Consider the following 21,748-nt stretch of genomic DNA (forward strand, 5'->3'; position numbering starts at 1 on the left):
GTCCGCCATGACCTCCATGGCGCGCTTCTGCGACATCGGGCCTTCGGTCTTGACGATGTCGCGCAGCGTCCGGCCTTCGACGAACTCCATCACGATGTACGGCAGCGCGCCCTGTTCCGTCGACGCTTCACCGGTGTCGTACACCGCGACGATCGCCGGGTGGTTCAGCGCGGCCGCGTTCTGTGCTTCGCGGCGGAACCGTTCTTGGAACTGTGGATCCCGCGCCAGGTCCGCGCGCAGGATCTTGATGGCCACCTCGCGGCCCAGGCGCACATCGTGGCCGTGGTGGACCTCGGACATGCCTCCGTAGCCGAGCGTGTCGCCCAGTTCGTATCGGTTGGAGAGCAGTTGGGGTGTGCTCATCTCTGCGTGCCGTTCCATTCCGTCCAAGGTGTGTTCATCATGCCTTGTGAGCCGTAGTTCTCTGGTTGGCCCTGCGTTGTGTGGTCCGGTGGCCCGCCGCTCGGCGTGGCCGGCCGGGCGGACTGCTGCCCAGGGGGTCCTGCGGTGGGTGATGTAGTGGTTTGACGCTCGCTGGGCTGGTCTTCGTTGCCCGTACTCACCAGTTTCGCGATGACCAGGGCTCCGCCCACCACCAACGCGACCAGTATCACCGCGAGCAGCACCCACAGACCCGTGTGGTTGCGGCGCTGCGGAGGGGGCATGGGCATTATCCCGCCGCTGGGTAGGACCGGGTGCATCGCGGGGTGCGAAACCGGGCCGACCGGGGCCATCGGGTTGGGCATCGTGGTGTAACCACCGCGTGCCGCGACGCCGACCGGCAGCGGCAGCGGATGACCGGCCCTGACCGCGGCAACAGCGGCGGCGAACTCGCCACCGCTGTTGTAGCGCTGCCGCGGATCCTTGATCAAGGTCGCTTCGATCACCGCGCGGGCCGCGGGCGGGACATCCGGCGGCAGCGGCGGCGGCATGTCCCGGATATGCATCATCGCCACCGTCACCGCGTTTTCCGAGAGGAACGGCCGGTGCCCGGTGAGGCATTCGTAACCGCACACCGCGAGCGAGTAGACGTCGCTCGCGGGTTCGGCCGGACTGCCGAGCGCCTGCTCGGGGGCGATGTAGTGCGCGGTGCCCATCACCATGCCGTTGCGGGTCACCGGCGCGGCGTCGGCGGCCTTCGCGATGCCGAAGTCGGTGATCTTCACCTGGCCGGTCGGGGTCACCAGGATGTTGCCCGGTTTCACGTCGCGATGCACGAGTCCTTGTTCGTGCGCGGCCTGGAGACCGTTACCCGCCTGCTCCAGGATGTCGAGCGTGCGTTCGGCGGAGATCCGGCCCTCGCGGGCGAGGATGCCGGCCAGCGGGTCGCCCTCCACCAGTTCCATCACCAGGAACGCGATCGCGTGTTCTCCCGCGACCGTCTCGCCGTAGTCGTGGACCGCGGCGATACCGGGATGGTTCAGCGATGCCGTCATCCGCGCTTCGGTACGAAACCGGTGCAGGAACTCGGGATCATCGGACAGCTCGGCCTTGAGCACCTTCACCGCGACCGTGCGGTCGAGCCGGGTATCGCTCGCCTGCCAGACCTCGCCCATCCCTCCGACGGCGATCCGGCTGGTCAGTTTGTAGCGCTCGGCCAGTAGCTGACCGGAGGACAGCATTCGCTATCCACCCCCGACCAGCGCATTGATCGCGGCGCGCCCGATTTCCGCGGCGACCGTGCCGCCGGTGGCCTCGAGCCCGCGGTTACCACCGGACTCGACGATGACCGAGACCGCGATCTTCGGGTCCATCGCGGGGGCGAACCCGGTGTACCAGGCGTGCGGCGCGGTGTTCTTCGGGTCGCTGCCGTGCTCGGCGGTGCCCGTCTTCGAGGCGATCTGGACGTTCGCCTTCTTGCCGGCGCCCTTCGTGAAGCCCTCGGACGCGATCATCATGTCGCGCAGGATGGCGGCGTTCGACGAGGACAGCGCGGCGTCACCGGTCAGTTCCTCGGACTTGAAGTTCTCGATGGTCGACAGGTTCGGCGCGAGCAGCGCCTGGACCAGCTGCGGCCGCATCGCCATGCCGCCGTTGGCCACGGTCGCCGCGAGCAGGCAGTCCTGGAGCGGGGTCAGCCGGACGTCACGCTGGCCGATACCGCTCTGGTAGAGCGCGCCCTGTGAGTCCAGTGGGCCGAGGCTCGACGACGCGACCCGCATCGGCAGGGTGATGTCGTCCGCGCCGATACCGAAGTTCCGCGCGGTCGCGTTCAGCTTGTCCTTGCCGAGTTTGCCCGCGAATTCCGCGAACGGGACGTTGCACGAGTGCGCCAGCGCGTCCTTGAACGTGCTTCCCGCACACGGCGCGCCGCCGTAGTTCTCCAGCGAGGTCTGGGTGCCGGGCAGCTGGACGTTCGGCGCCGGGTTGATCGGGGTGTCCGGGCCGTTGCCGTCCTCGAGCGCCGCGGCGGCCGTGACCAGCTTGAACGTCGAGCCGGGCGGGTAGGTCTCCTGGATCCCGCGGTTCAGCATCGGGTTCTTCTTGTCGTTGACGAACCCCGTCCACGCCGTTTCCTGCTCTTTGCTGTCGTGCACGGCGAGCTGGTTCGGGTCGTAGGACGGCGTCGACACCATCGCGAGGATGTGGCCCGTCTTCGGGTCCATCGCGACGACGGAACCGGTGTAGCCGCGCTGCGTCATCAGGTTGTAGGCCGCCTGCTGCACGGCCGGGTTGATGGTCAGCTGGACGTTCCCGCCGCGCGGGTCCCGGCCGGTGATCATGTCCGAGAGCCGCCGGACGAACAGCCGCGGGTCGGAACCGTTGAGGATCTCGTCCTCGGCCCGGTCCATGCCGCCGGCGCCGTAGCGCACCGAGTAGAAACCGGTGACCGGCGCGTAGAGCGGGCCGTCCGAATAGGTACGGGTGAACCGGAACTTGTCGTTCGACGGCGAGACACCGGCCAGTACCTTGCCGTCCGCGGCGACGATCTGGCCGCGCTGCCGCGAGTACTCGTCGTAGAGCACCCGGGTGTTGAGCGAGTTGGTGCGGTAGGCGTCGGCCTTGACGACCTGGATGTAGGTCGCGTTGGCCAGCAGAAGGGTGACCATGACGAGCATGGCGACGCCGACCTTGCGCAGGGGTGTGTTCACTTGGGTCGCTCCACCAGCACCGTATGCGCTTCGGCCAGCGGCGCCTGCGGCTGTTGCGGCTTGGGCCGCGCGGCGGGACGCCGGGCCGCATCGGAAATCCTCAGCAGCAGCGCCACCAGGATGTAGTTGGCCAGCAGTGACGAACCGCCCTTGGACAGGAACGGCGCGGTGATGCCGGTTTCGGGGATCAGCTTCGTGACGCCGCCGACGACGACGAAGATCTGCATGACGACGGTGAACGCGAGCCCGCCGCCGAGCAGCTTGCCGAAGGTGTCCCGCACGGCCAGCGCGCTACGCATACCGCGCATCGCCAGCAGCAGGTACACCATCAAGATCGCGGCCAGCCCGATGAATCCGAGCTCTTCGCCGATCGCTGCCGTGATGAAGTCGGTGTTGGCCTCCGGCACCATCTCCGGCCGGCCCGCGCCGAGCCCGGTACCGCCGACACCGCCCGTGCCGAGGCCGAACAGCCCCTGCGCGAGCTGGTAGCCGCCGCCGGCGTCGTGATAGGTGGCGATCGGGTCCAGCCAGTTCGCCACGCGCTGCTGTACGTGCGTGAACAGCTTGAACGCGATGATCGCGCCCACGGCGAAGAAGCTCAGCCCGAGGACGACCCAGATGATCCGCTCGGTCGCGACGTAGAGCATCACCAGCGTGACGCTGAAGAACAGCAGCGAAGTACCGAGATCCTTTTCGAAGACCAGGACGCCGATGCAGCCGGCTGCGGCGATCAAGATCGGGCCGAGGTCGCGTGCCCGCGGCAGCTCGATCCCGACGACCTTCTTGCCGGCGACCATGAACAGGTCGCGTTTCGACACCAGGAAGGCGGCGAAGAAGATCATCAACAGGATCTTCGCGAACTCACCGGGCTGGATCGAGAACCCGCCGAGCTTGATCCACACCTTCGCGCCGTTGACCTCGGACAACGAGCTGGGCAGCACGGCCGGGAGCGCGAGCGCGACGATGCCGACGAGCCCGGCGGTGTAGCCGTAGCGCGTCAGCGTGCGGTGGTCCTTGACCAGGATCAGCACGGCGAGGAACAACCCCAGCGCGATCACCGTCCACAGGACCTGCTTCGGCGCGGCGGCCGAGAAGTTCGCGGAGTTGAGCGTGGCCCGTTCCGAAAGCGCCAGGTCGATCCGGTAGATCATCACCAGGCCCATGCCGTTGAGCAGCGCCACACACGGCAGGATCAGCGGATCCGCGTAGGGCGCCCAACGGCGGACGGCCAGGTGGGCCACGCCGAAAACCGCCAGGTACGACAGGCCGTACCAGATGATCGCGGCACTGAGCGCGTGATCCTGGTTCGCCTCGACCAGGACGAAGGCGACGGTGACGATGAACGCCGCCATCCCGAGCAGCAGGAGCTCGGTGTTGCGCCGCGTCGGGAGATCACGCGGGGGATTGGTGATGTACTGCTGGCTGGGTGACGCGTCCGCGACAGGCTGGGCCATTAGTTGCCGCCCCCCTGCGTGGGTGTCGAGCAGTCCCTCCCCGATGGCTGGCCCGAAGCCACGTCGGTCGACGTCGGCGGAACGGCCGTGTCCGACGAAGCAGGCGGCAACGGGCTGTCTGAGGTCGGAGGACCGCTCGGCTGCCCGGGAGGACATTCCGCGACCAGCTTGTGGCCGCGGAGGAACACGTCGATGTAGTTGCGGGCTTCGTCAAGGTTGTTGAGCTTGACGCCGTCTCGCACCGCCACGCGGGCGGCTTCCTGCAACTCGGGGACACGCAGTACGTCGCACACCGTGTCTTGGATACACGAACCCTGCTCTTGTCTGTGTAAGTCGACGCCGAGGATGCTGCCGGGCACGCCGCGGAAGATGACCACTTCCTGGTTCGCGCCCTCACCGACGTAGTACTGGCTCAGTACGAAGAACCGGGTCGTGATCGCCGCCGCGGCCAGCACGATCAGCACCACCAGCCCGCCGACGAGCCAGCGGAAGCGTTTGCGGCGCCGGGCCTTCGGGTCCTCGGGCGGAGGACCCTGCTCGACATGCTGCTGTGGCGGAGGCGCGGTGAGCGCCCTGGCACGGGCGGCGGGCGAGTTGCCCTGATGCCGCTCGTCCGAGCCGTCACCTGCGGCGCCGCCGACGATCGGGGCGTCGTCGCCGAAATCGACGTCGACCACGTCCGCGATGATCACCGTGACGTTGTCCGTGCCGCCGCCCTTGAGCGCCAGCTCGATCATCCTGTCCGCGCAGTCCTGCGGATCACGGATCTGGATCGCGTCGGCGAGCGTCTCGTCGCTGACCATGCCGGACAGGCCGTCCGAGCAGATCAGGTACCTGTCGCCCGCACGAGCTTCGCGGACGGTCAGGGTGGGCTCGACCTCATGCCCGGTCAGCGCCTTCAACAGCAGCGAGCGCTGCGGGTGAACGGCGGCTTCCTCGGGCGTGATGCGGCCCTGCTCGAGCAGTTCGTTGACGAAGCTGTCGTCCCGGGTGATCTGGGAGAAGACCCCGCCGCGGTACAGATACGCGCGGGAGTCACCCACATGCACGAGTCCGAGGCGTGAGCCCGAGAACAGGACGGCGGTGAGGGTGGTGCCCATGCCGTCCAGGTCGGGGTCCTGTGAGACCAGTTCGGCGATAGCGCCGTTACCGTTGCCGACCGCTTCGCGCAGTTGCGCGAGGAGGTCGTCACCCGGCTCGTCGTCATCGAGGGGGGCAAGGGAAGCGATGACCACCTTGCTGGCGACTTCACCGGCGGCATGACCACCCATGCCATCGGCGAGCGCGAGCAGGCGGGGACCCGCGTACACGGAGTCCTGGTTGCTAGAACGAACCAGGCCACGGTCGCTTCGGGCCGCATAGCGGAGGACGAGAGTCATGGGCGAAGCTCGATCACCGTCTTGCCGATTCGGATGGGGACCCCGAGCGGTACTCGGAGGGGTGCAGTGACCTTAGCCCGGTCGAGGTAAGTGCCGTTCGTCGAGCCCAGATCTTCGACGTACCAGTCCTCACCGCGCAGGGCGATCCGGGCGTGACGGGTCGACGCGTAGTCGTCGTCAAGCACCAGGGTCGAGTCGTCGGCGCGGCCGATCAGGATCGGCCTGCCGTCCAACGCGATCCTCGTCCCCGACAGCGCCCCGTGGGTCACGATGAGCTGCTGCGGGGACTTACCGCTGGCTCGCGGCTTCTTCTCCTTGTTGCGGCGAAAGCCCGGGATCGCGACGCGAAGACCGGATGCGGCGTAGAGATCCGAGCGCACCACACGCAAGGCGGCGAACACGAAGAGCCAGAGCAGCACGAGAAACCCTGCTCTGGTGAGTTGAACGACCAGCTCTGGCACTTGTTGTGTCAGCTCCCGACTCTTCCCGCACACCTGCGACGCCGGTTCGTCGCAGGTCCCCCCGCACGCCAATTCTGCGGGACAGTCTCAAACGCCTCCGAGTCAGCCCTGCGTCCGGAATACCAACGACGAATGACCAACCCGGATGACATCGCCGTCCGCCAACTGCCAGGTCTGCACCGGAGTGCCGTTGACCGTGCTCCCGTTGGTCGAACCGATGTCCGCCAGCGTGGCACTCTGGCCGTCCCAGGTGATCTCCAGGTGCCGGCGAGAGACGCCGGTGTCCGGAAGCCTGAAGTCCGCGTCCTGGCCACGGCCGACGACGTTACTGCCCTGCTTGAGGGAGTAGGTCCGGTTCGAGCCGTCGTCGAGCTGCAGACTCGCCGCGAGCTGACGATTCCCGCCAGGAGCGGCGGGAGGCGCGTAGCTCTGCTGCGCGGCCGGCTGGCCGTACTGGTCGTAACCGGGCTGAGCAGGCTGGCCGCCGTACTGGTCGTAACCAGGCTGCGCGGCCGGCTGGCCACCGTACTGGTCGTAACCGGGCTGCGCGGGCGGCTGACCGTACTGGTCGTAACCAGGCTGGGCCGGAGGCTGCTGGTAGCCCTGGTCGTAACCAGGCTGCTGCTGGCCGCCGTACTGGTCATAGCCCGGCTGAGCGGGCTGCTGGCCGTACTGGTCGTACCCCGGCTGCGCCGGTGGCTGGCCATAGCTCTGGTCATAGCCCGGCTGCGCGGCCGGTTGCCCGTACTGGTCGTAACCGGGCTGCGCCGGCTGCTGGCCGCCGTACTGGTCGTAACCCGGCTGGCCGCCCTGCTGCTGCTGGCCATAGCCCTGGTCATAGCCAGGTTGCGCGGGCTGCTGCTGGCCGTAGCCGTACTGACCTTGCTGGCCGTACGGGTCTCCCTGGTCGTATTGGCCGTAGCCGGGGGGCTGGCTCATTGCTGGGTCTCCTGCGTTGCTGGGTCGTGCTGACCGTCCAGAGCTGCCGGCGTCGTGCGGTTTGACGTCGGGATCGACGGATGAGCGGGTCTTGAACTGTCCAGTATGCAGCGCCTCGTTGCGCTCGAGCGAGACTACGACGTCACCATAGGTGTCCCAGCCGTGCTCGGCGAGATGTTCCGCAACCGCTTCTGCGAGCACTCCGGTGATGCGCTGCTCGCCACCGGCCATGCGGTCATGATCAGCCTCCCCCAACGACACGATGTAGTGGTTAGGGGCAAGCTGCCGACCACCAGCCAGCTCACGAACGTTGTCCTCACTTTCCCGCTCAAGCGCCAGCGCAACTTCTTGCGTGACGACGTTGCCACCGAACATCCGCGCGAAGGTATTGCCCACGAGACCTTCAAGGCGCCGATCGAAACGCTCAACGCGGCCCACCTGGACAAGCCTCCTCACAGTGTGTCGTTCCTCTTGGATCCTATCCGGGTCCGGACATCTGGACACTGCCCCCGGCGAAACCCGTTCGGTTGGCCTGCTACGCTCCTCTAGCTGTCGAAGTTACTAAGTTACTCGGGCGAGTGGCGGAATGGCAGACGCGCACGGTTCAGGTCCGTGTGTCCGAAAGGACGTGAGGGTTCAACTCCCTTCTCGCCCACAGTGTTCGAAGCCCCTCACCGCTGGCGCGATGGGGGGCTTCTCCCGTTGGGAAGGTCGTCCTTTGTCTTGGGGGCCGAGACCCCAAACCCCCACGGTGCGTCATGTCACTGCTGGCGAGCGTGGTGAGCTGGGGGTTTGATCATCTTCAGCTTTCAGCGAAGAAGGGCGATTTGCCTAGGGCGCCGTTCCAGTCCGCGGGCGCCTGGATCTGGTTGGTGCCGGTGACGATGTGGTGGGCGGGGACATCTTTGGTGACGGTGGCACCGGCGCAGATGTAGGAGCCCTCGCCGATGTTGACGCCGCCGATGATGGTGGCTCCCCAGCCGACGAAGACGTTGTCAGCCAGAATCGGGGCAGGCTCTTCAGCCTCTTCTGCGTCCCAGTTCAGCGTCGGGTTCAGTTGGCGGTGGGTCAGACTGCCGAAGACTCGGCAGTTGTTACCCATTTGGCTTTTTTCGCAGATCAGGGTGCCGCCGATGATGCAGTTGTCGCCGATGGTGACTTTGGCGCCCACTGAGGCGCGATGGGTGAGCAGCACGTTCTTGCCCAGGGTGACACCGCCTTCGACCATGCAATACGCGTCAATGATCGAGCCTTCGCCGATGTGGGATTCTTCGCCGATGACGCAGAAATGGCCTATGTCACAGCGCTCGCCGACGAAGGTTGGTCGATTCAGTCGCGTCCACTCACCTTCCTGGAGAGCGCGGTATGAGACACCGATTTGCGTGGTCGAGGCGATCTGCGCGGTGGGTGAGACCAGGGGCGCAACGGAGCTCAAGATGGTGGTCCTTTGGAAGCGGCACGCCGGGATTGGAACTTGCGACAGTGGCGAGATTCGCGATCCTAGGGATCAGATGAGACGGTCATCACACCGGGGCCTAGGACAGTCAGTGGGGTGGCCATTCGTAGAGGACGGTGGCTGGGTTGGTGAGGTCTGGGGACGGGGTCGCGTGGTCGAAGACCTGGACCCGCATGAGTAGGCCGAAGTTTTTGGCGTTGCCGAAGCGTGAGGCGAGGTGTTCGTAGTTTTTGAAGCCGACAACTGCATCGGTAAGGCAGCGAACTGCGCCGTAAACGCCTCGGGTGAAGATGCCGTTGCACATGGTCAGGGTCCGTGAGACGTTCGCCGGATTCGGAGTGCGGGCGAAAAGGCCCACGTCCTCGACGAGCACATCGTTGTCGAAGGTCGCGTAGAACCGGCGTTCAGGATCTTCGGTGAGCTCGAACCTGCCGCCGTCGGCGTCGTCCGATTGGCGCACTGGGAAATGTGCTTGCTTGGGGAGGAAGCGGCTGGCGGTGTTCAGGCCGACTCCGCCGAGCACGACCAGATGACTTTGCAGGTCGTCCGAGGTCAGTCGTGGAGCCAACTCGAAGCGGACGTCCGAGGTTGGGTTCAGGGTGCGGATGTGGCCGAAGAGTTCGACCATCGAGTCGATGTCGGCGTAGGCCGAAAGCTGCATGTAGTTGTAGTCGGCCGCCGACGCGAACCTTGTCCTGTCCTCCGGTAGGAGTTCGCCGCAGACGATCAGGATCGGAGCGCCGTCGGGGAATTGCCAGAAGGACGGGAGTACCGGGTTCTCGCTCGGCGCACTGACGCCGGTCGCGGCCTCGTGCAGGCGGTAAAGCTCCCGGGCCAGTTTGTCGCGCTTGGTGCGTTCGTTCTCGGTCAACTCGTCGAGGTCGAGCAGTCCTGCGGTGAGGGAACGTTTGGTGGCGAAGAAGGTCGCGTAGTCGTCGAGTCGCGTCAGTGTCGGGATCTTGGGCGCGGTGTGGCTTTCCCACATCGAGATGCTGGGTACGCCGACGCCCAAGGCGTTGGCCAGCGTCTTTTGCGTAATCGTCTCGTGGGGCCAGTGGTCCGCGCGCAGTTGGCGAAGCCGTCGCGAGAGCTCAGTTGACGCGTTCGTGAAACTCAACGCCTGAACCATGTTCAACTCCTGCGAGGTTCAGTGAAATTCACCGAACTTCACCAAATTGGTGAAGATCAGCGCATCCAAGCATCAATCGTGACCAGATGCAAGATCTGGCCCAAAAATGACCGTTGACCAGCGTACCGTTCCGGACTTAACCTGAAGGTGAGGTTCACCAGAAAAGAGAAACTTCACTAAAGCGGTGAAGTTCAACTCCAAGGATTGACCTCGCTGACGATTTTGGTTTCGGGAAGGCAGACACCCCCGGACATCGTTTAGCCGCGAGCCGGGGGCGACTGCACTCGGTGATGAACTCCGTCACGAACTCCGCATCACGGGCATTGCAGTGCCCTCTTCTAAGGAGCTCGCCATGTTCACGATAGCCCCGGCGGCAGCGGTCTTCAACGATCTTTCGGCCGCGCCCTCACCCGTTTCCATGGTGGCACCGAGCCTGCTCATCGGTGTCGCCGTCGCCCTGCTCGCAGTGGTCGCGGTCCTTACCCGCATGGTCAAAGGCCTGGTCGACACCATGTCGTCGATGATGGGCCCGCTCTTCAAGGCCTTGGGTGTCCTGGTGATGATCATCGTCTTGTTGATGACGGTGACGTTCGTCGGCGCGGGCAGTGAGCTCGCGCCGCCGACGCAAAGTCTCACTTCTGATCCGATTGTCTTCGCGGACGAGTGAGCCCGGTGGGCGGTCGCCGGAGCGACTGCCCACCGGGCTCGGTGGAGATGTGTTTTAGCTGACGCCGACGAGGTCGACGACGAAGACGAGGGTTTCGCCCGGCTTGATGACGCCGCCGGCGCCGCGGTCGCCGTAGGCGAGGTGCGGCGGGATGACGAGCTTGCGGCGGCCGCCGACCTTCATGCCGGCGACGCCCTGGTCCCAGCCGGGGATGACCTGGCCGCGGCCGAGGCCGAACTGCAGCGGTTCGCCGCGGTTCCAGGAGGAGTCGAATTCGGCGCCGGTGGAGAAGGACACGCCGACGTAGTGCACGGATACGGGGTTGCCGGCCTGTGCCTCGGCGCCGTCGCCCACGCTGAGATCGGTGATCTCGAGGTCTGCGGGCGGTGCGCCTTCGGGGCGGTCGACTTCAGGCTTTTCCAAGGTCATGTCGACACGGTACCTACAGGTGCTCACTCTCCGCAGGGTGAGCACCACCGGTATTACTCCATCGAGGCGGTACAAACGCGAATACTCTTCACAATTGACGTACTCGTCGGTAGCGTGCGCTACGTCACTCCACTTCGACGGGAGTCTTGGGCATGCAACGACGCATTCGCGCTTTGACGACGATGGCGGCACTGGGCTTGGGGGTCGCTGTCCTTCAGGTTCCGGCGGCCACTGCTGTCCAGGAAGCGGCCGCGGCGGCCGACGACTACTGCGTGGGGCAGTGCAACGACATTTTGCCGCCGGGGGAGAACGGCAACGCGACGGTCGCCGAGATCCTGGCCAACAAGGTGCTCGGTCTCCGTCCGGCGCACGCGGCCGATCAGCTCGGCAAGTACGCGGCCCTTCCGTCGGGCTACCGCGGGTTGACCACCGACAAGATCGGCCAGTTCTTCAACGACTCGTCGTTCGGCGTGCCTGCCGGCCAGGTCGAAAGTGTGATCACGCCGCGTGCGGACGTGACGATCACGCGCGACAAGGCGACCGGGGTGCCGCATATCCAGGGCACCACTCGATCGGGGACCGAATTCGGCGCCGGTTATGCCGCGGCGCAGGATCGGCTGTGGCTGATGGACGTCATGCGCCACGTCGGCCGCGGGCAGCTGTCGCCGTTCGCCGGTGGCGCGCCCGGTAACCGTGAGCTCGAGCAGCAGTTCTTCGCCGCGGCTCCTTATACCGAGCAGGAACTGCAGGCGCAGGTCGACAAGATGGCCGCTTCCGGGCCGCGCGGGCAGCAGGGATTCGCCGACGCGCAGGCGTACGTCGAGGGCATCAACAAGTACATCATCGAGTCGAAGAACGGCCGCTACTTCCCTGGCGAGTACGTCTTGACCGGGCATGTCGACGCGATCACCAACGCCGGCACCATCGAGCCGTTCAAGCTCACCGACCTCGTCGTGCTCGCGTCCGTGGTCGGCGCGCAGTTCGGCGCCGGGGGCGGGGGCGAGGTGCAGAACGCCGTCGCGAAGCTCGCCATGCAGGAGCGCTACGGCGTCGAGCAGGGCGAAAAGGTGTGGCAGAGCCTGCGTTCGGAGGACGACCCCGAGGCCGTCAAGACGCTGCACGACGGTCAGACCTTCGACTACGGCAAGACTCCCGCGAACCCGCAGGGCCTCGCGATGCCGGACAAGGGCTCGGTCACCAACCAGCAGCTCGTGTTCGACCCGACCGGTTCCGGCGCCTCGGCTCAGGTCGCCGCGCAGCCCACGACGACGGAGACCTCGCCGACCAACGCCGACGGCACGCCGAACCTCGAAGCCGCGCGCGGAATGTTCAACGAGGGCGTGCTCCCGGACAACCTGCTCAGCGAAAAGCACGGCATGTCCAACGCACTCGTCGTGTCCGGCGCCAAGACGGCGAGCGGACATCCGGTGTCGGTCTTCGGCCCGCAGACGGGTTACTTCGCCCCTCAGTTGCTGATGCTCCAGGAACTCCAGGGCCCCGGCATCAGCGCGCGCGGCGCGTCCTTCGCGGGCATCAGCTTCTACGTCCTGCTCGGCCGCGGCCAGGATTACGCCTGGAGCGCGACTTCCTCCGCGCAGGACATCATCGACACCTACGCGCTCGAGCTCTGCGACCCGAGCGGCGCCCCGGCGACGAAGGATTCCAACTACTACCGCTTCCGCGGCCAGTGCCTGCCGATGGAAACCGTCGAGCGCAAGAACGCGTGGACGCCGTCCGTCGCCGACTCGACGCCCGCGGGTTCGTACACGTTGCGCAGTTATCGCACCAAATACGGCCCGGTGACGAACCGTGCCACGGTCGCCGGGAAGCCGGTCGCGTATGCGGCACTGCGGTCGACCTACCAGCACGAGATCGACTCGCTGCTGGGCTTCCAAGAGTTCAACGACCCGACGTTCATCCATTCGGCGCAGGACTTCCAGCGCGCGGCGCAGGACGTCAACTTCGCCTTCAACTGGTTCTACGCCGACTCGAAGGACATCGCCTACTACAACTCCGGCGCCAACCCGGCTCGTCCGTCCACTGTGGACCCGGCCATGCCGCTCAAGGCCGACGCGGGTCTCGACTGGCAGGGCTGGAACCCCACCGGCAACGTCGCGAACTACACGCCGCCGGCGCAGCACCCGCAGTCGGTCAACCAGGACTACTACATCAGCTGGAACAACGCCCAGGCCAAGGGTTACGCCTCCGGCGGCGCCGACAAGTCGTCCGTGCACCGCGGTGACCTGCTCGACAGCCGGGTCAAGCAGTTGATCTCCAGCGGCACCAAGGTGACCCGGACGAACCTGAGCCAGGCGATGGCGGACGCGGCGCTGGCCGACCTGCGCACCGAGAAGGTCCTGCCCGAGTTGCTGCGCGTGATCGACAAGGCGCCGGTCACCGGTGGCGATACCATCAGCGCCGTCGCGAAGCTGCGCGACTGGCTCACTCACGGCGGGCAGCGCGCGGAGACGACTCCGGGCAGCAAGGCGTACTCCTACGCCGACGCGATCCGGATCATGGACGCCTGGTGGCCGCAGCTGATCAACGCGGAGTTCAAGCCGGGCATGGGCGACGCGGCGTTCACCGCGATGACCGGGGTCCTGCAGATCAACGAGACGCCGTCGGGCTGGCAGCAGGAGGTGCCGGGCAAGCACGTCGGCCAGCCGCATTCGGGTTCGTCGTACCAGCACGGCTGGTGGGGTTTCGTGCACAAGGACGTGCGCGCGATCCTCGGAGACCCGGTCGCCGGGCCGCTCGGCGCGAAGTTCTGTGGCGGCGGCGTTCTCACGCAGTGCCGCCAGGTGTTGCTCGACTCGCTGACCGCGGCCGCCGCGCAGCCAGCGACGGCGATCTACCCCGGTGACGCCGATTGCTCCGCGGGTGACCAGTGGTGCGCCGACAGCATCATCCAGCGTCCGCTGGGCGGGATCACCCACGACAAGATCAGCACACAGAACCGCCCGACGTTCCAGCAGGTCGTCGAGTTCCCGGCCAAGCGTGGTGACAACATCGCCAATCTCGCCGCTGTCAAGTCCGTGGCGGCGACCAGTTACGAGCGCGGGATCTACAACTCGCCGCCCGCCAACGCGGTGGACGGCAACCCGTCGACGCGCTGGGCGAGCGACTGGAACGACAACCAGTCGATCACCGTGGATCTCGGCACGGTCCAGCGCGTCTCGCGGGTGATCTTGACCTGGGAAGCGGCCTACGGCAAGGCGTACCAGGTCCAGGTTTCCACCGACGGCGTCACCTGGACCAACGCTGTGTCCATAACGGACGGTGACGGTGGTCTGGACAATGTCCCGTTCGCCGCGGCGAACGCCCGCTTCGTGCGGATGGCGGGCGTCCAGCGCGGCACTAACCACGGTTACTCGCTGTATGAGTTCCAGGTCTACTCGAACTGAGGAGACAGGTTGTTCTCCTGAAAGAAATCGTCGCTGGTGGCAGACCCCGTTCCGGTGATTCCCTTTCGGTGACTCGACCCGCTGACCTGTTTTCGCTCGACCAACAATTACGCGGCGTGGGTGGCCGATCCGGACCGGGTTGGTGAGCTACTGGCCACAGCCGGGTTGCCGGGGCGCTGATGGGCGTTACCGTGACGCGGTGGACGAGAACAAGTGGTCACCGCGTACGCGGGCTGTCGCGGCAGGACGCCCGCAAGGGCCTGGAGAACCGCTGAACGTGCCGATCGTGCCCGCGAGCACGTTCGGCGCGGGCGGCGATCGCGCGTACTCCCGTGAGGACGGGACGCCGACCTGGGAGGCGTTGGAGGAAGCCGTCGGGTCGCTCGAAGGCGGCTACGCGACGGCGTTCGCTTCGGGGATCGCGACGCTCGCCGCTGTCGTCGACATCCTGCCGGTGGGCGCGAAAGTCGCGGTGCCGACGTTCAGTTACGCCGGTAGCCGTGGCGTGCTCGCGCATGCCCACCGCAGCGGGCGGCTGATCGTGTCCGAACTCGACCCGGGCGACACCGACGCGTGGATCGACGCGGCGGCCACAGTGGACCTTTTGTGGCTGGAATCGCCGACGAACCCGACGCTCGACATCATCGACATCAAGGCGATCGCGGCCGCCGCGAGCACACAACCGCACGCGCCCAAAGTTGTCGTGGACAACACTTTCGCGACGCCACTGGGTCAGCAGCCGTTGTCAATGGGTGCGGCCATAGTTGTCCACAGCGCGACAAAACTGATCGGCGGGCACAGCGATCTGTTGCTCGGATTGACCGTGACGGCCGACGAAGGATTGGCCAAGGCGTTGCGTGACGCGCGGACTCGCGGCGGTGCGACCCCCGGCGCGCTGGAGGCATGGCTGGGGTTGCGTGGACTTCGGACGCTGCACGTGCGGCTGGCCGAACAGTCGCGCTCCGCGGCTCTGCTGGCGTCACGCCTAGCCGAACATCATTCGGTCGTCAAGGTCCGTTATCCGGGCGAGGGCGTCATGATCGCGTTCGAGCTGCCCGACGCCGAGCAGGCGGATCGGGTGTGCGCGGCGCTTACGCTGATCAGGAGCGCGACGAGTCTCGGCGGGGTGGAAAGCCTTGTGGAGCGCCGTGCTTGGCTGGCGGGCGACGCGCACGTTCCCGCAGGGTTGATTCGATTCAGTGTGGGCCTTGAAGATCCCGAAGATCTGTGGACGGATCTCCTCGAAGCCTTGGGTTGAGGTACTGGGTTGACACCCGCGTCCGGGAAAAGTCCGCTATTTCCGCTCGAACGGTCCCGGTGATTTTTACCCACACCCAGATAACGGAAGTGTATCGGCGAGCAACCTTTCTCCAATACGGTGAATTCGGACAGTTTCCTTGGATCGGTTGTAGTCCATTAGCGAAAAGGGACCCTGCTTTTCGGGTCGCTACGCGAGTGCGGCATGATCTGCGCGCATCACCCACAAGTGGGACCCCCATTTGGGCTGATCGCGCAGAGCCATTGAAGACAGCCTTTGAAAACTGTTGATCACCGTGTGTCTCGATGAATCTTGGAGTTCGTCTTGAGAAAACCTCTGGGTCGCCTGGCCATCGCCGTCCTCGCCAGCATCGCCATCCCCCTCGCCGTTGCCCCCGTCGCGCTGGCTTCGGCCCCCGCGCTGGCGACTTCGTCGGCCGTCAAGTCCTTCAAGGACAACGCCGCGACCGGCATCGACCTCCCCAACGGCTTCGGCATCCTTCGGATCGCCTCCGTCACGGGCCTGCCGTCGCAGATCAAGTCCGCCCACTTCGACGTGGTCGAGAAGGCCTTCCAGGCTGAGGAAGACGGCCGCTACTGGGACGTCAAGGTCAAGCTGAAGGACGGTCACTCGTTCAAGAAGGGTGACGTCAAGGCGTCCTGGCACTGCCCGGGCAAGGGTCACAACCCGCCGAAGACGTCCTCGAGCAAGCCGACGACGTCGAGCAGTGAGCCGACGAAGACCTCGGAGCCGACCAAGACTCCTGAGCCGACCAAGACTCCTGAGCCCACCAAGACCCCGGAGCCGACGAAGACGCCGACCAGCACCGAGGTTCCGGTCACCTCGACCACCACCGCGCCCGGCGGCGGCGACGTCGTCGACTGCCCCGTGCGTCCGGCTCCGGCCCCGGCCCCGGCCGGTGGCGCCACTCCGGTCACCGCGCCGGTCCAGGTTCCGTTCGCCCCCACCGGTGGCGTCGAGACCGGCTTCGGCTACCTCGCGGGCTGATCAAAATGTCCGTGTCACTTCGTAAGCTCGGCGGAGTAGTCGTTTCCGCCGTGCTGCTCACCCTCACCCTGACCGGATGCAGCTCCGACGAGCCCGCCGCTCAAGGGCTTCCTCAGGACGCTCCGGCCACCGTGCAGGCGGACGACGTGCCGATCAGCGAGCCGTTCGACGGGCTCCGGCCCACTCGGGTGCGCGTGCCGAAGATCGACGCGGACTCCGACCTGCTCGCCGTCGCGGTGAACGGGGAAGGCCAGATCGCCGTCCCGAGCGCGAACAAGCCGATGCAGGCTGCCTGGTACCGGCTTTCGCCGGTGCCGGGTGCGGTCGGACCGGCGATCCTGCTCGGTCACGTCGACGGCAACGAACAGCCGGGCATCTTCGCCCAGCTGGACAAGCTCGTGAAGGGCGACGAGATCATCGTCGACCGGAGCGACGGCCAGGTGCTCAAGTTCAAGGTGGACCGCAAAACCCAGCTCCCGAAGGAACAGTTCCCGACGGACGCGGTCTACGGCAACACCGACAAGCCCGAGTTGCGCCTGATCACCTGTGGCGGTGCGTTCGACCACGCCGCCCACAGCTACAAGGACAACGTCGTGGTGTACGCGAACCTGGTCAGCGTCTAGACCGGTAGCAAGAGCGTTTCATCGGCGCCCCGGGACTTCTTCAGTCCCGGGGCGCCGATGTCATCGGGGGACAACCTGATGTCTTTTCGATATCGCGGGCAACCTGTGGCCGGCTTCGGACGTGATGCCAAAGTCACCTGTTCAGGGTGGCCGCATGGGAAATGTGACGGGGTGGGCATCACCGTGCGTCGTTGAACGCAGTGGGGAGATCGCCTTGAAGAACACGATGGGCAGACTTGCGGGCGCAGTGTCCGTCTGTGCCCTGATCACGCTGACGGTCGCGTCTGCCGCGACGGCTCAGACCACGGAGCCCACGCCGACGTCCGAGGTCACCACGTCCCCGACGTCCCCGCCGACGACCGTGCCGACGAGCACGCCCACCGCGACTTCCACGACCCGGCCGGAAGATCCGCACGTCGACGGGGACGTCATCTTCGCCTACATCGGACATAGCCAGGGGATGTTGTGGATTGTTTGCGCGGCCGGTAAACCGCAGAACCTGGTCTCTCCCGATATCGATGTCTCCGGGGGTCTGTACCCGGAGACAGCTGATCACCACTGGGGCATGACCTTCTTTCTGCCCAGTGGGATCCCGATCGACGACATCCGGCTGAGCTTCACCTGTGGCGGCAAGCGGTACGGGGACGTGCCGGTGCCGGTCCCCGGTGGCACCGTCACTCCTGGTAACGACACCGGCAAGGCGCAGGTCAAGCAGGTGCCCAAAGGCGGAGTCGAAACCGGCTTCGGCGGTACCGCCGATATCGGTTGAGTAGTGGGCAGACTCGCGGGCGCAGTGCTCGCCTGCGCCCTGATCACACGGACCGTCGCGCCTGCCGCGTCGCCTCAGCCCACTGATCCCACGCCGACGTCGGAGGTCACCGAGACCTCCGTGCCGACCGAGCCGCCGACGCCGACCTCGTCTTCGGTGCCGGACCCGAAGCCCATCGAGCAGACTCACAGGACACGACCTAGCCGACGCCGGCGCTCTGGTACGGGAAACCGGCCGGGGCGCCGGCGTCGTTGTCGACCCACTTCCGCATGCCCGCGTCGCAGACGGCGTAGCCCCAGTTGATCAGCTGCTGCTGGACGTCGGCGTGGGTCTTCGTCAGGCGGGTGGCCTTTTCGGCCAGCAGCTTGGTCTTTTCGACCGGCGCGGGCAGCGTGTCGGTCAGTTCGAAGTTCGAGATGTCGCTGTAGCTGCCCCAGTAGGTCCCGGCGAAGTCCTTGTTCTTGTAGGACTTCAGGAGCGCGCCAGTGCGGAACTCACGCACCTGGTTGTCGATGATGTCGAGCACGCGCATGAGCTGACTCGGCCAGCTGCGTTTGACGTTTTGCTTCCGCTGCATGTGTTTCCCGGCGTCGCTGACCAGCACGGTCGCGCACCGGCCTTCGACGGGGTCGAGACCGAGGTTGTCGTAGACGCCCGCGTCGCTGAGCACGATCTTCTTGTCAGTGCCCGGTGCCAGCGGATCGGGGATGACCACCGGCGACATGATCGGCGGGAACGCCGAAGACGCGGCGACGGCGGTGGCGAGCGGGATCTGCCCGTTCGACCCGGATTGGAACCACCACAGGGTGCCGTCCTGGAGGTTCGTCGCGGTGAACACGAAATTCGGGCCGGTCGGATCGAGTTGTCCCAGGGTCATGTCGCCGTAGAGGTGCTTCGCGTACGCGTCCGCGAGTTCCTCACCGACACTGCGCCACGGCTTCACCATGCCGCGCAACATCGCCGGGACGTCGACGCGGGTGCCGGCCAGCTTCCGGATCGGCACGACGACCTCTTCGGTGAAGTTTTCGGCCACCCCGCCGGAAAACCTCAGCTTCGGCCACGCCTTCGCGAGCGCTCCCGCGGCGATCGAACCACCCGAGACGCTGGAGACGTAGTCGAGCTTGCGCAGCCAGCCGATCTCGTTGAGTCGCCACAACGCGCCGGTGTGGAACAGCATCGCGCGGTAGCCGCCGCCGGACAGGCAGAGCCCGACTCCCTTGCGCTGCACCGAAGGTTCGCTCACGACGTCGTCCAGCCCGTTCATCCTACTGAGTGTAGTCGGGTGGCCGTCCCGCTTGCGCAGAGTTACCGAAGGTCTGCCTTTTCGTGCAGGGCCTAGATGTCGAGCAGGGGGTGGAGAAGCACGCGCTCGCACTCGGGGACGTACTCGGCGTAGTTGTCGTAGAGCGCGCGCCTGGCCAGTCGCGCCGCGAGTTCGCCGTCGGCGTCGCGGATCGCTTGCAGCACTTCGCCGTGGTGGGCGAGCCAGGTCCGCATGAGCGCGTCCTGGTCGCCGGCGTGCGAGAGCCTTTCTTCGATCTGTTCCAGGACAACACCACGGACGACTTCGAGGCACACCACGAGCAGCGGATTCCCCGCCGCACGGGCGATCGCCTCGTGGAACGCGACGTCCGCGCGGCTGAACTCGGCGTACCCGAGTGAGGTGCCCGCATGCATCGCGGCGAGGGCGGCTTCGAGTTCGGCGAGATGTTCCTCGGTGCGCAGCTTCGCGGCGAGCAGATGCGCCGAGCCGTCGAGCGCCATCCGGAACTGCAACAACTCCGCGAGACTCAGGTGATCCGCGCGCGTGAGGCGGTGCATCGACTTGTGCAGCGCCGCGGGCGACGCCGCGAGCACTTCGGGCCCGCGTGGGTCGCCGGGCTTCGAGCGGATCAGGCCGGCCGCTTGCAGAACCCGGAGCGCCTCACGGATCGTCGACCGGCTGACGGCGAACTGCGTCATCAGCTCGCGCTCGCTCGGCAACCGTTCTCCGGCCTTCAAAGTGCCACTGAACACGGCTTCTTCGATCTGCTGGACGACCCGCTCGTACGCGCGGACTGTGGCGACCGGCTCGAATCTCACCTGAGCGGCACCCCCTTGACCACGACGTCCAGTAGTGCGAACCTCTGGGTTACTGGTCCGACCAGCATACCGTCCTGGAGGCGAGATGCGAAGGCTTCACGTCACGGCGCTAGCGCTGCTGCTCGTGGTCTCGGGCTGCTCGGCCGGCTCCAGCGCCACCGTCAGCAGCGATCCGAACTCGCTTTCCGTCGGTTTCACCGCCGAGCCCGCGAACTTCGACTTCACCGGCACGGACGGCACGGCCATCCCGCAAGCCTTGCTCTACAACGTCTACGAAGGCCTGGTCAAGCTCGACGAGAACGGCAAGATCGTGCCGCTGCTCGCGAGCTCGTGGACGGTCAGCGCGGATCGCAAGACCTACGACTTCCAGCTTCAACCCGGCGCCAAGTTCAGCAACGGCGCGCCCTTCACCGCCGACGACGTCAAGTTCTCCCTACTGCGGGTGAAGACCGACTGGAAGATCTCGATCAAGTCCAAAATGGATGTCGTCGAGCGCGTGGACGTCGTCGATCCGACCCACGCGCGCGTGACGCTGAGCAAGCCGAGCAACAACTGGCTGTTCGACCTGACCACCCGCCTCGGCGCGATGTTCAGTCCGACCGGCGTCGCGGACCTGGCGAACACGCCCATCGGCACCGGCCCGTACGTCGTGGCGCAGCGCCGCCGCGGCGATTCGATCGTGCTGCGCGAAAACCCGGGCTATTGGGGCAAAAAGCCCGTCTACTCCACGGTGTACCTGAAGTACATCAAGGATCCGACGGCGTTGAACAACGCGCTGCTGAGCAACGGCATCGACGTCATCTCCACGATCACCGCCCCGGATTCGATCCCGCAGTTCGAGAACGACAACCGCTTCAACGTCGTTCAGGGCACCACGAACAGCGAGGTGACGCTGGCGTTCAACGACGCGAAGGCGCCGCTCAACGACGTCCGTGTGCGGCAGGCGCTGACGTACGCGATCGACCGGAAAGCGTTGCTGGACACGGCTTGGGCCGGCCGCGGGACGTTGATCGGCAGTATGGTCCCGCCGACCGATCCCTGGTACGAGGACCTTTCCCAGGCGTACCCGTTCGACCCGGCGCGCGCGAAGGCGTTGCTCGCCGAGGCCGGGCAGACGAATCTCTCGCTGCGGCTGCGCATTCCGAACCTGCCTTACTCGGTGTCGGCCGCGCAGGTCGTCGGCTCGCAGCTGGCGGACGTCGGCGTGAAGGTGACGATCGAGCCGCTCGACTTCCCGGCGGTGTGGCTCAAACAGGTTTTCACCGACCACGACTTCGACCTGTCGATCATCCAGCACGTCGAAGCGCGGGACATCACGACGTTCGGCAATCCGAAGTACTACTGGGGCTACGACAATCCGAAGGTGAAGGAGCTGCTCGCGCAGGCGGACAGCGGCTCGACCGACGAGCAGATCGTCAAGATGCGTGAGGTGGCGAAGACGCTCAACGCCGATGCCGCAGCGGACTGGTTGTTCCTGTTTCCCAACGTGATCGTCGCGAAGACCAAGGTCACCGGGCTCAGCCAGAACCAGGTCAGCGAGTCGTTCGATCTCACGGGCTTGGGGCGAGTATGACAGCGACGCGAAGCGTCTCCGTTGA

General features: G+C 66.1%; 19 protein-coding genes and 1 tRNA gene. 8 read left to right on the forward strand and 12 right to left on the reverse strand.

Features of this window, described 5'->3' with window-relative positions:
* The 7 genes from VGP60_RS30540 to VGP60_RS30570 form a co-directional block, all read right to left on the reverse strand.
* Positions 1-363: protein kinase domain-containing protein (locus VGP60_RS30540; protein WP_327551601.1), on the reverse strand; the 363-nt coding region annotated here is incomplete at its 3' end.
* Complete coding sequence (locus VGP60_RS30545; protein WP_327551602.1) at positions 360-1,622, reverse strand: protein kinase domain-containing protein; 1,263 nt, start codon at positions 1,620-1,622, stop codon at positions 360-362. The genes VGP60_RS30545 and VGP60_RS30540, both read right to left, overlap by 4 nt.
* Before the next feature lie 3 nt (positions 1,623-1,625).
* Complete coding sequence (locus VGP60_RS30550) at positions 1,626-3,092, reverse strand: penicillin-binding protein 2 (RefSeq protein WP_327551603.1); 1,467 nt, start codon at positions 3,090-3,092, stop codon at positions 1,626-1,628.
* Positions 3,089-4,546, reverse strand: a complete 1,458-nt coding sequence (locus tag VGP60_RS30555; protein ID WP_327551604.1) for an FtsW/RodA/SpoVE family cell cycle protein — start codon at positions 4,544-4,546, stop codon at positions 3,089-3,091. The genes VGP60_RS30550 and VGP60_RS30555 overlap by 4 nt, the downstream gene beginning before the upstream one ends.
* Positions 4,546-5,925 carry a PP2C family serine/threonine-protein phosphatase gene (locus VGP60_RS30560; RefSeq protein ID WP_327551605.1) on the reverse strand — a complete coding sequence of 460 codons (1,380 nt, stop codon included), beginning with the start codon at positions 5,923-5,925 and terminating at the stop codon, positions 4,546-4,548. Before VGP60_RS30560 ends, VGP60_RS30555 begins: the two co-directional genes overlap by 1 nt.
* On the reverse strand, positions 5,922-6,386 hold the full coding sequence (locus tag VGP60_RS30565) for an FHA domain-containing protein FhaB/FipA (protein WP_327551606.1): 465 nt from the start codon (positions 6,384-6,386) through the stop codon (positions 5,922-5,924). The genes VGP60_RS30560 and VGP60_RS30565 overlap by 4 nt, the downstream gene beginning before the upstream one ends.
* Before the next feature lie 102 nt (positions 6,387-6,488).
* A complete protein-coding gene (locus tag VGP60_RS30570) occupies positions 6,489-7,763 on the reverse strand; it encodes an FhaA domain-containing protein (protein WP_327551607.1) in 1,275 nt (424 codons plus the stop codon).
* A gap of 134 nt (positions 7,764-7,897) precedes the next feature.
* Between VGP60_RS30570 and VGP60_RS30575 the strand changes: the two genes are divergently transcribed.
* Positions 7,898-7,980 (forward strand) — tRNA-Leu (locus VGP60_RS30575).
* Between the two features lie 147 nt (positions 7,981-8,127).
* Here VGP60_RS30575 and VGP60_RS30580 read toward each other — a convergent pair.
* Complete coding sequence (locus tag VGP60_RS30580; protein WP_327551608.1) at positions 8,128-8,760, reverse strand: DapH/DapD/GlmU-related protein; 633 nt, start codon at positions 8,758-8,760, stop codon at positions 8,128-8,130.
* 109 nt (positions 8,761-8,869) lie between these two features.
* Entirely contained in the window at positions 8,870-9,910 is a 1,041-nt protein-coding gene (locus VGP60_RS30585; RefSeq protein ID WP_327551609.1) for a helix-turn-helix transcriptional regulator, read from the reverse strand.
* Between the two features lie 352 nt (positions 9,911-10,262).
* Between VGP60_RS30585 and VGP60_RS30590 the strand changes: the two genes are divergently transcribed.
* A complete protein-coding gene (locus tag VGP60_RS30590; protein ID WP_327551610.1) occupies positions 10,263-10,577 on the forward strand; it encodes a hypothetical protein in 315 nt (104 codons plus the stop codon).
* A 54-nt stretch (positions 10,578-10,631) separates the two neighbouring features.
* Here VGP60_RS30590 and VGP60_RS30595 read toward each other — a convergent pair whose 3' ends face one another.
* Positions 10,632-11,006: an FKBP-type peptidyl-prolyl cis-trans isomerase gene (locus VGP60_RS30595; protein ID WP_327551611.1), complete on the reverse strand. Its 375-nt coding sequence runs from the start codon at positions 11,004-11,006 to the stop codon at positions 10,632-10,634.
* Between the two features lie 152 nt (positions 11,007-11,158).
* Here VGP60_RS30595 and VGP60_RS30600 point away from each other — a divergent pair, with 152 nt between their 5' ends.
* The 5 genes from VGP60_RS30600 to VGP60_RS30620 all read left to right on the forward strand — a co-directional run bounded on the left by VGP60_RS30600 (position 11,159) and on the right by VGP60_RS30620 (position 18,068).
* Positions 11,159-14,410 (forward strand): penicillin acylase family protein, encoded by a 3,252-nt coding sequence (locus VGP60_RS30600; protein ID WP_414640429.1) that lies wholly within the window; start codon positions 11,159-11,161, stop codon positions 14,408-14,410.
* Positions 14,411-14,609: 199 nt separating this feature from the next.
* Positions 14,610-15,668, forward strand: coding sequence for a trans-sulfuration enzyme family protein (locus tag VGP60_RS30605; RefSeq protein ID WP_327551612.1), 1,059 nt, complete (start codon positions 14,610-14,612; stop codon positions 15,666-15,668).
* Between the two features lie 324 nt (positions 15,669-15,992).
* Positions 15,993-16,676, forward strand: coding sequence for a hypothetical protein (locus VGP60_RS30610; protein WP_327551613.1), 684 nt, complete (start codon positions 15,993-15,995; stop codon positions 16,674-16,676).
* A gap of 5 nt (positions 16,677-16,681) precedes the next feature.
* Entirely contained in the window at positions 16,682-17,299 is a 618-nt protein-coding gene (locus tag VGP60_RS30615) for a class F sortase (protein ID WP_327551614.1), read from the forward strand.
* Positions 17,300-17,513: 214 nt separating this feature from the next.
* Positions 17,514-18,068, forward strand: coding sequence for a hypothetical protein (locus tag VGP60_RS30620; RefSeq protein ID WP_327551615.1), 555 nt, complete (start codon positions 17,514-17,516; stop codon positions 18,066-18,068).
* A gap of 199 nt (positions 18,069-18,267) precedes the next feature.
* Here the strand turns inward: VGP60_RS30620 and VGP60_RS30625 are convergent, their stop codons facing one another.
* Both VGP60_RS30625 and VGP60_RS30630 read right to left on the reverse strand, forming a co-directional pair.
* Positions 18,268-19,332 (reverse strand): patatin-like phospholipase family protein, encoded by a 1,065-nt coding sequence (locus VGP60_RS30625; RefSeq protein WP_327551616.1) that lies wholly within the window; start codon positions 19,330-19,332, stop codon positions 18,268-18,270.
* A 71-nt stretch (positions 19,333-19,403) separates the two neighbouring features.
* Positions 19,404-20,150, reverse strand: a complete 747-nt coding sequence (locus VGP60_RS30630; protein ID WP_327551617.1) for a FadR/GntR family transcriptional regulator — start codon at positions 20,148-20,150, stop codon at positions 19,404-19,406.
* Between the two features lie 85 nt (positions 20,151-20,235).
* On the opposite strand from VGP60_RS30630, the gene VGP60_RS30635 reads away from it, so the two are divergent.
* The gene (locus VGP60_RS30635; protein ID WP_327551618.1) at positions 20,236-21,723 is read left to right on the forward strand and encodes an ABC transporter substrate-binding protein; all 1,488 of its coding nucleotides are present in this window, start codon (positions 20,236-20,238) and stop codon (positions 21,721-21,723) included.
* The last annotated feature ends 25 nt before the right edge of the window (positions 21,724-21,748 follow it).

The organism is Amycolatopsis sp., assembly GCF_036008905.1.
In the GTDB taxonomy this organism is placed as follows: Bacteria; Actinomycetota; Actinomycetes; order Mycobacteriales; family Pseudonocardiaceae; genus Amycolatopsis.

Bases quoted from the DNA above. Each gene is read 5' to 3' on its own strand.
- VGP60_RS30545 (WP_327551602.1), bottom strand. From the start codon at position 1,622: ATGCTGTCCTCCGGTCAGCTACTGGCCGAGCGCTACAAACTGACCAGC.
- VGP60_RS30555 (WP_327551604.1), bottom strand. From the start codon at position 4,546: ATGGCCCAGCCTGTCGCGGACGCGTCACCCAGCCAGCAGTACATCACC.
- VGP60_RS30560 (WP_327551605.1), bottom strand. From the start codon at position 5,925: ATGACTCTCGTCCTCCGCTATGCGGCCCGAAGCGACCGTGGCCTGGTT.
- VGP60_RS30585 (WP_327551609.1), bottom strand. From the start codon at position 9,910: ATGGTTCAGGCGTTGAGTTTCACGAACGCGTCAACTGAGCTCTCGCGA.
- VGP60_RS30590 (WP_327551610.1), top strand. From the start codon at position 10,263: ATGTTCACGATAGCCCCGGCGGCAGCGGTCTTCAACGATCTTTCGGCC.
- VGP60_RS30595 (WP_327551611.1), bottom strand. From the start codon at position 11,006: ATGACCTTGGAAAAGCCTGAAGTCGACCGCCCCGAAGGCGCACCGCCC.
- VGP60_RS30600 (WP_414640429.1), top strand. From the start codon at position 11,159: ATGCAACGACGCATTCGCGCTTTGACGACGATGGCGGCACTGGGCTTG.
- VGP60_RS30615 (WP_327551614.1), top strand. From the start codon at position 16,682: ATGTCCGTGTCACTTCGTAAGCTCGGCGGAGTAGTCGTTTCCGCCGTG.
- VGP60_RS30625 (WP_327551616.1), bottom strand. From the start codon at position 19,332: ATGAACGGGCTGGACGACGTCGTGAGCGAACCTTCGGTGCAGCGCAAG.
- VGP60_RS30635 (WP_327551618.1), top strand. From the start codon at position 20,236: ATGCGAAGGCTTCACGTCACGGCGCTAGCGCTGCTGCTCGTGGTCTCG.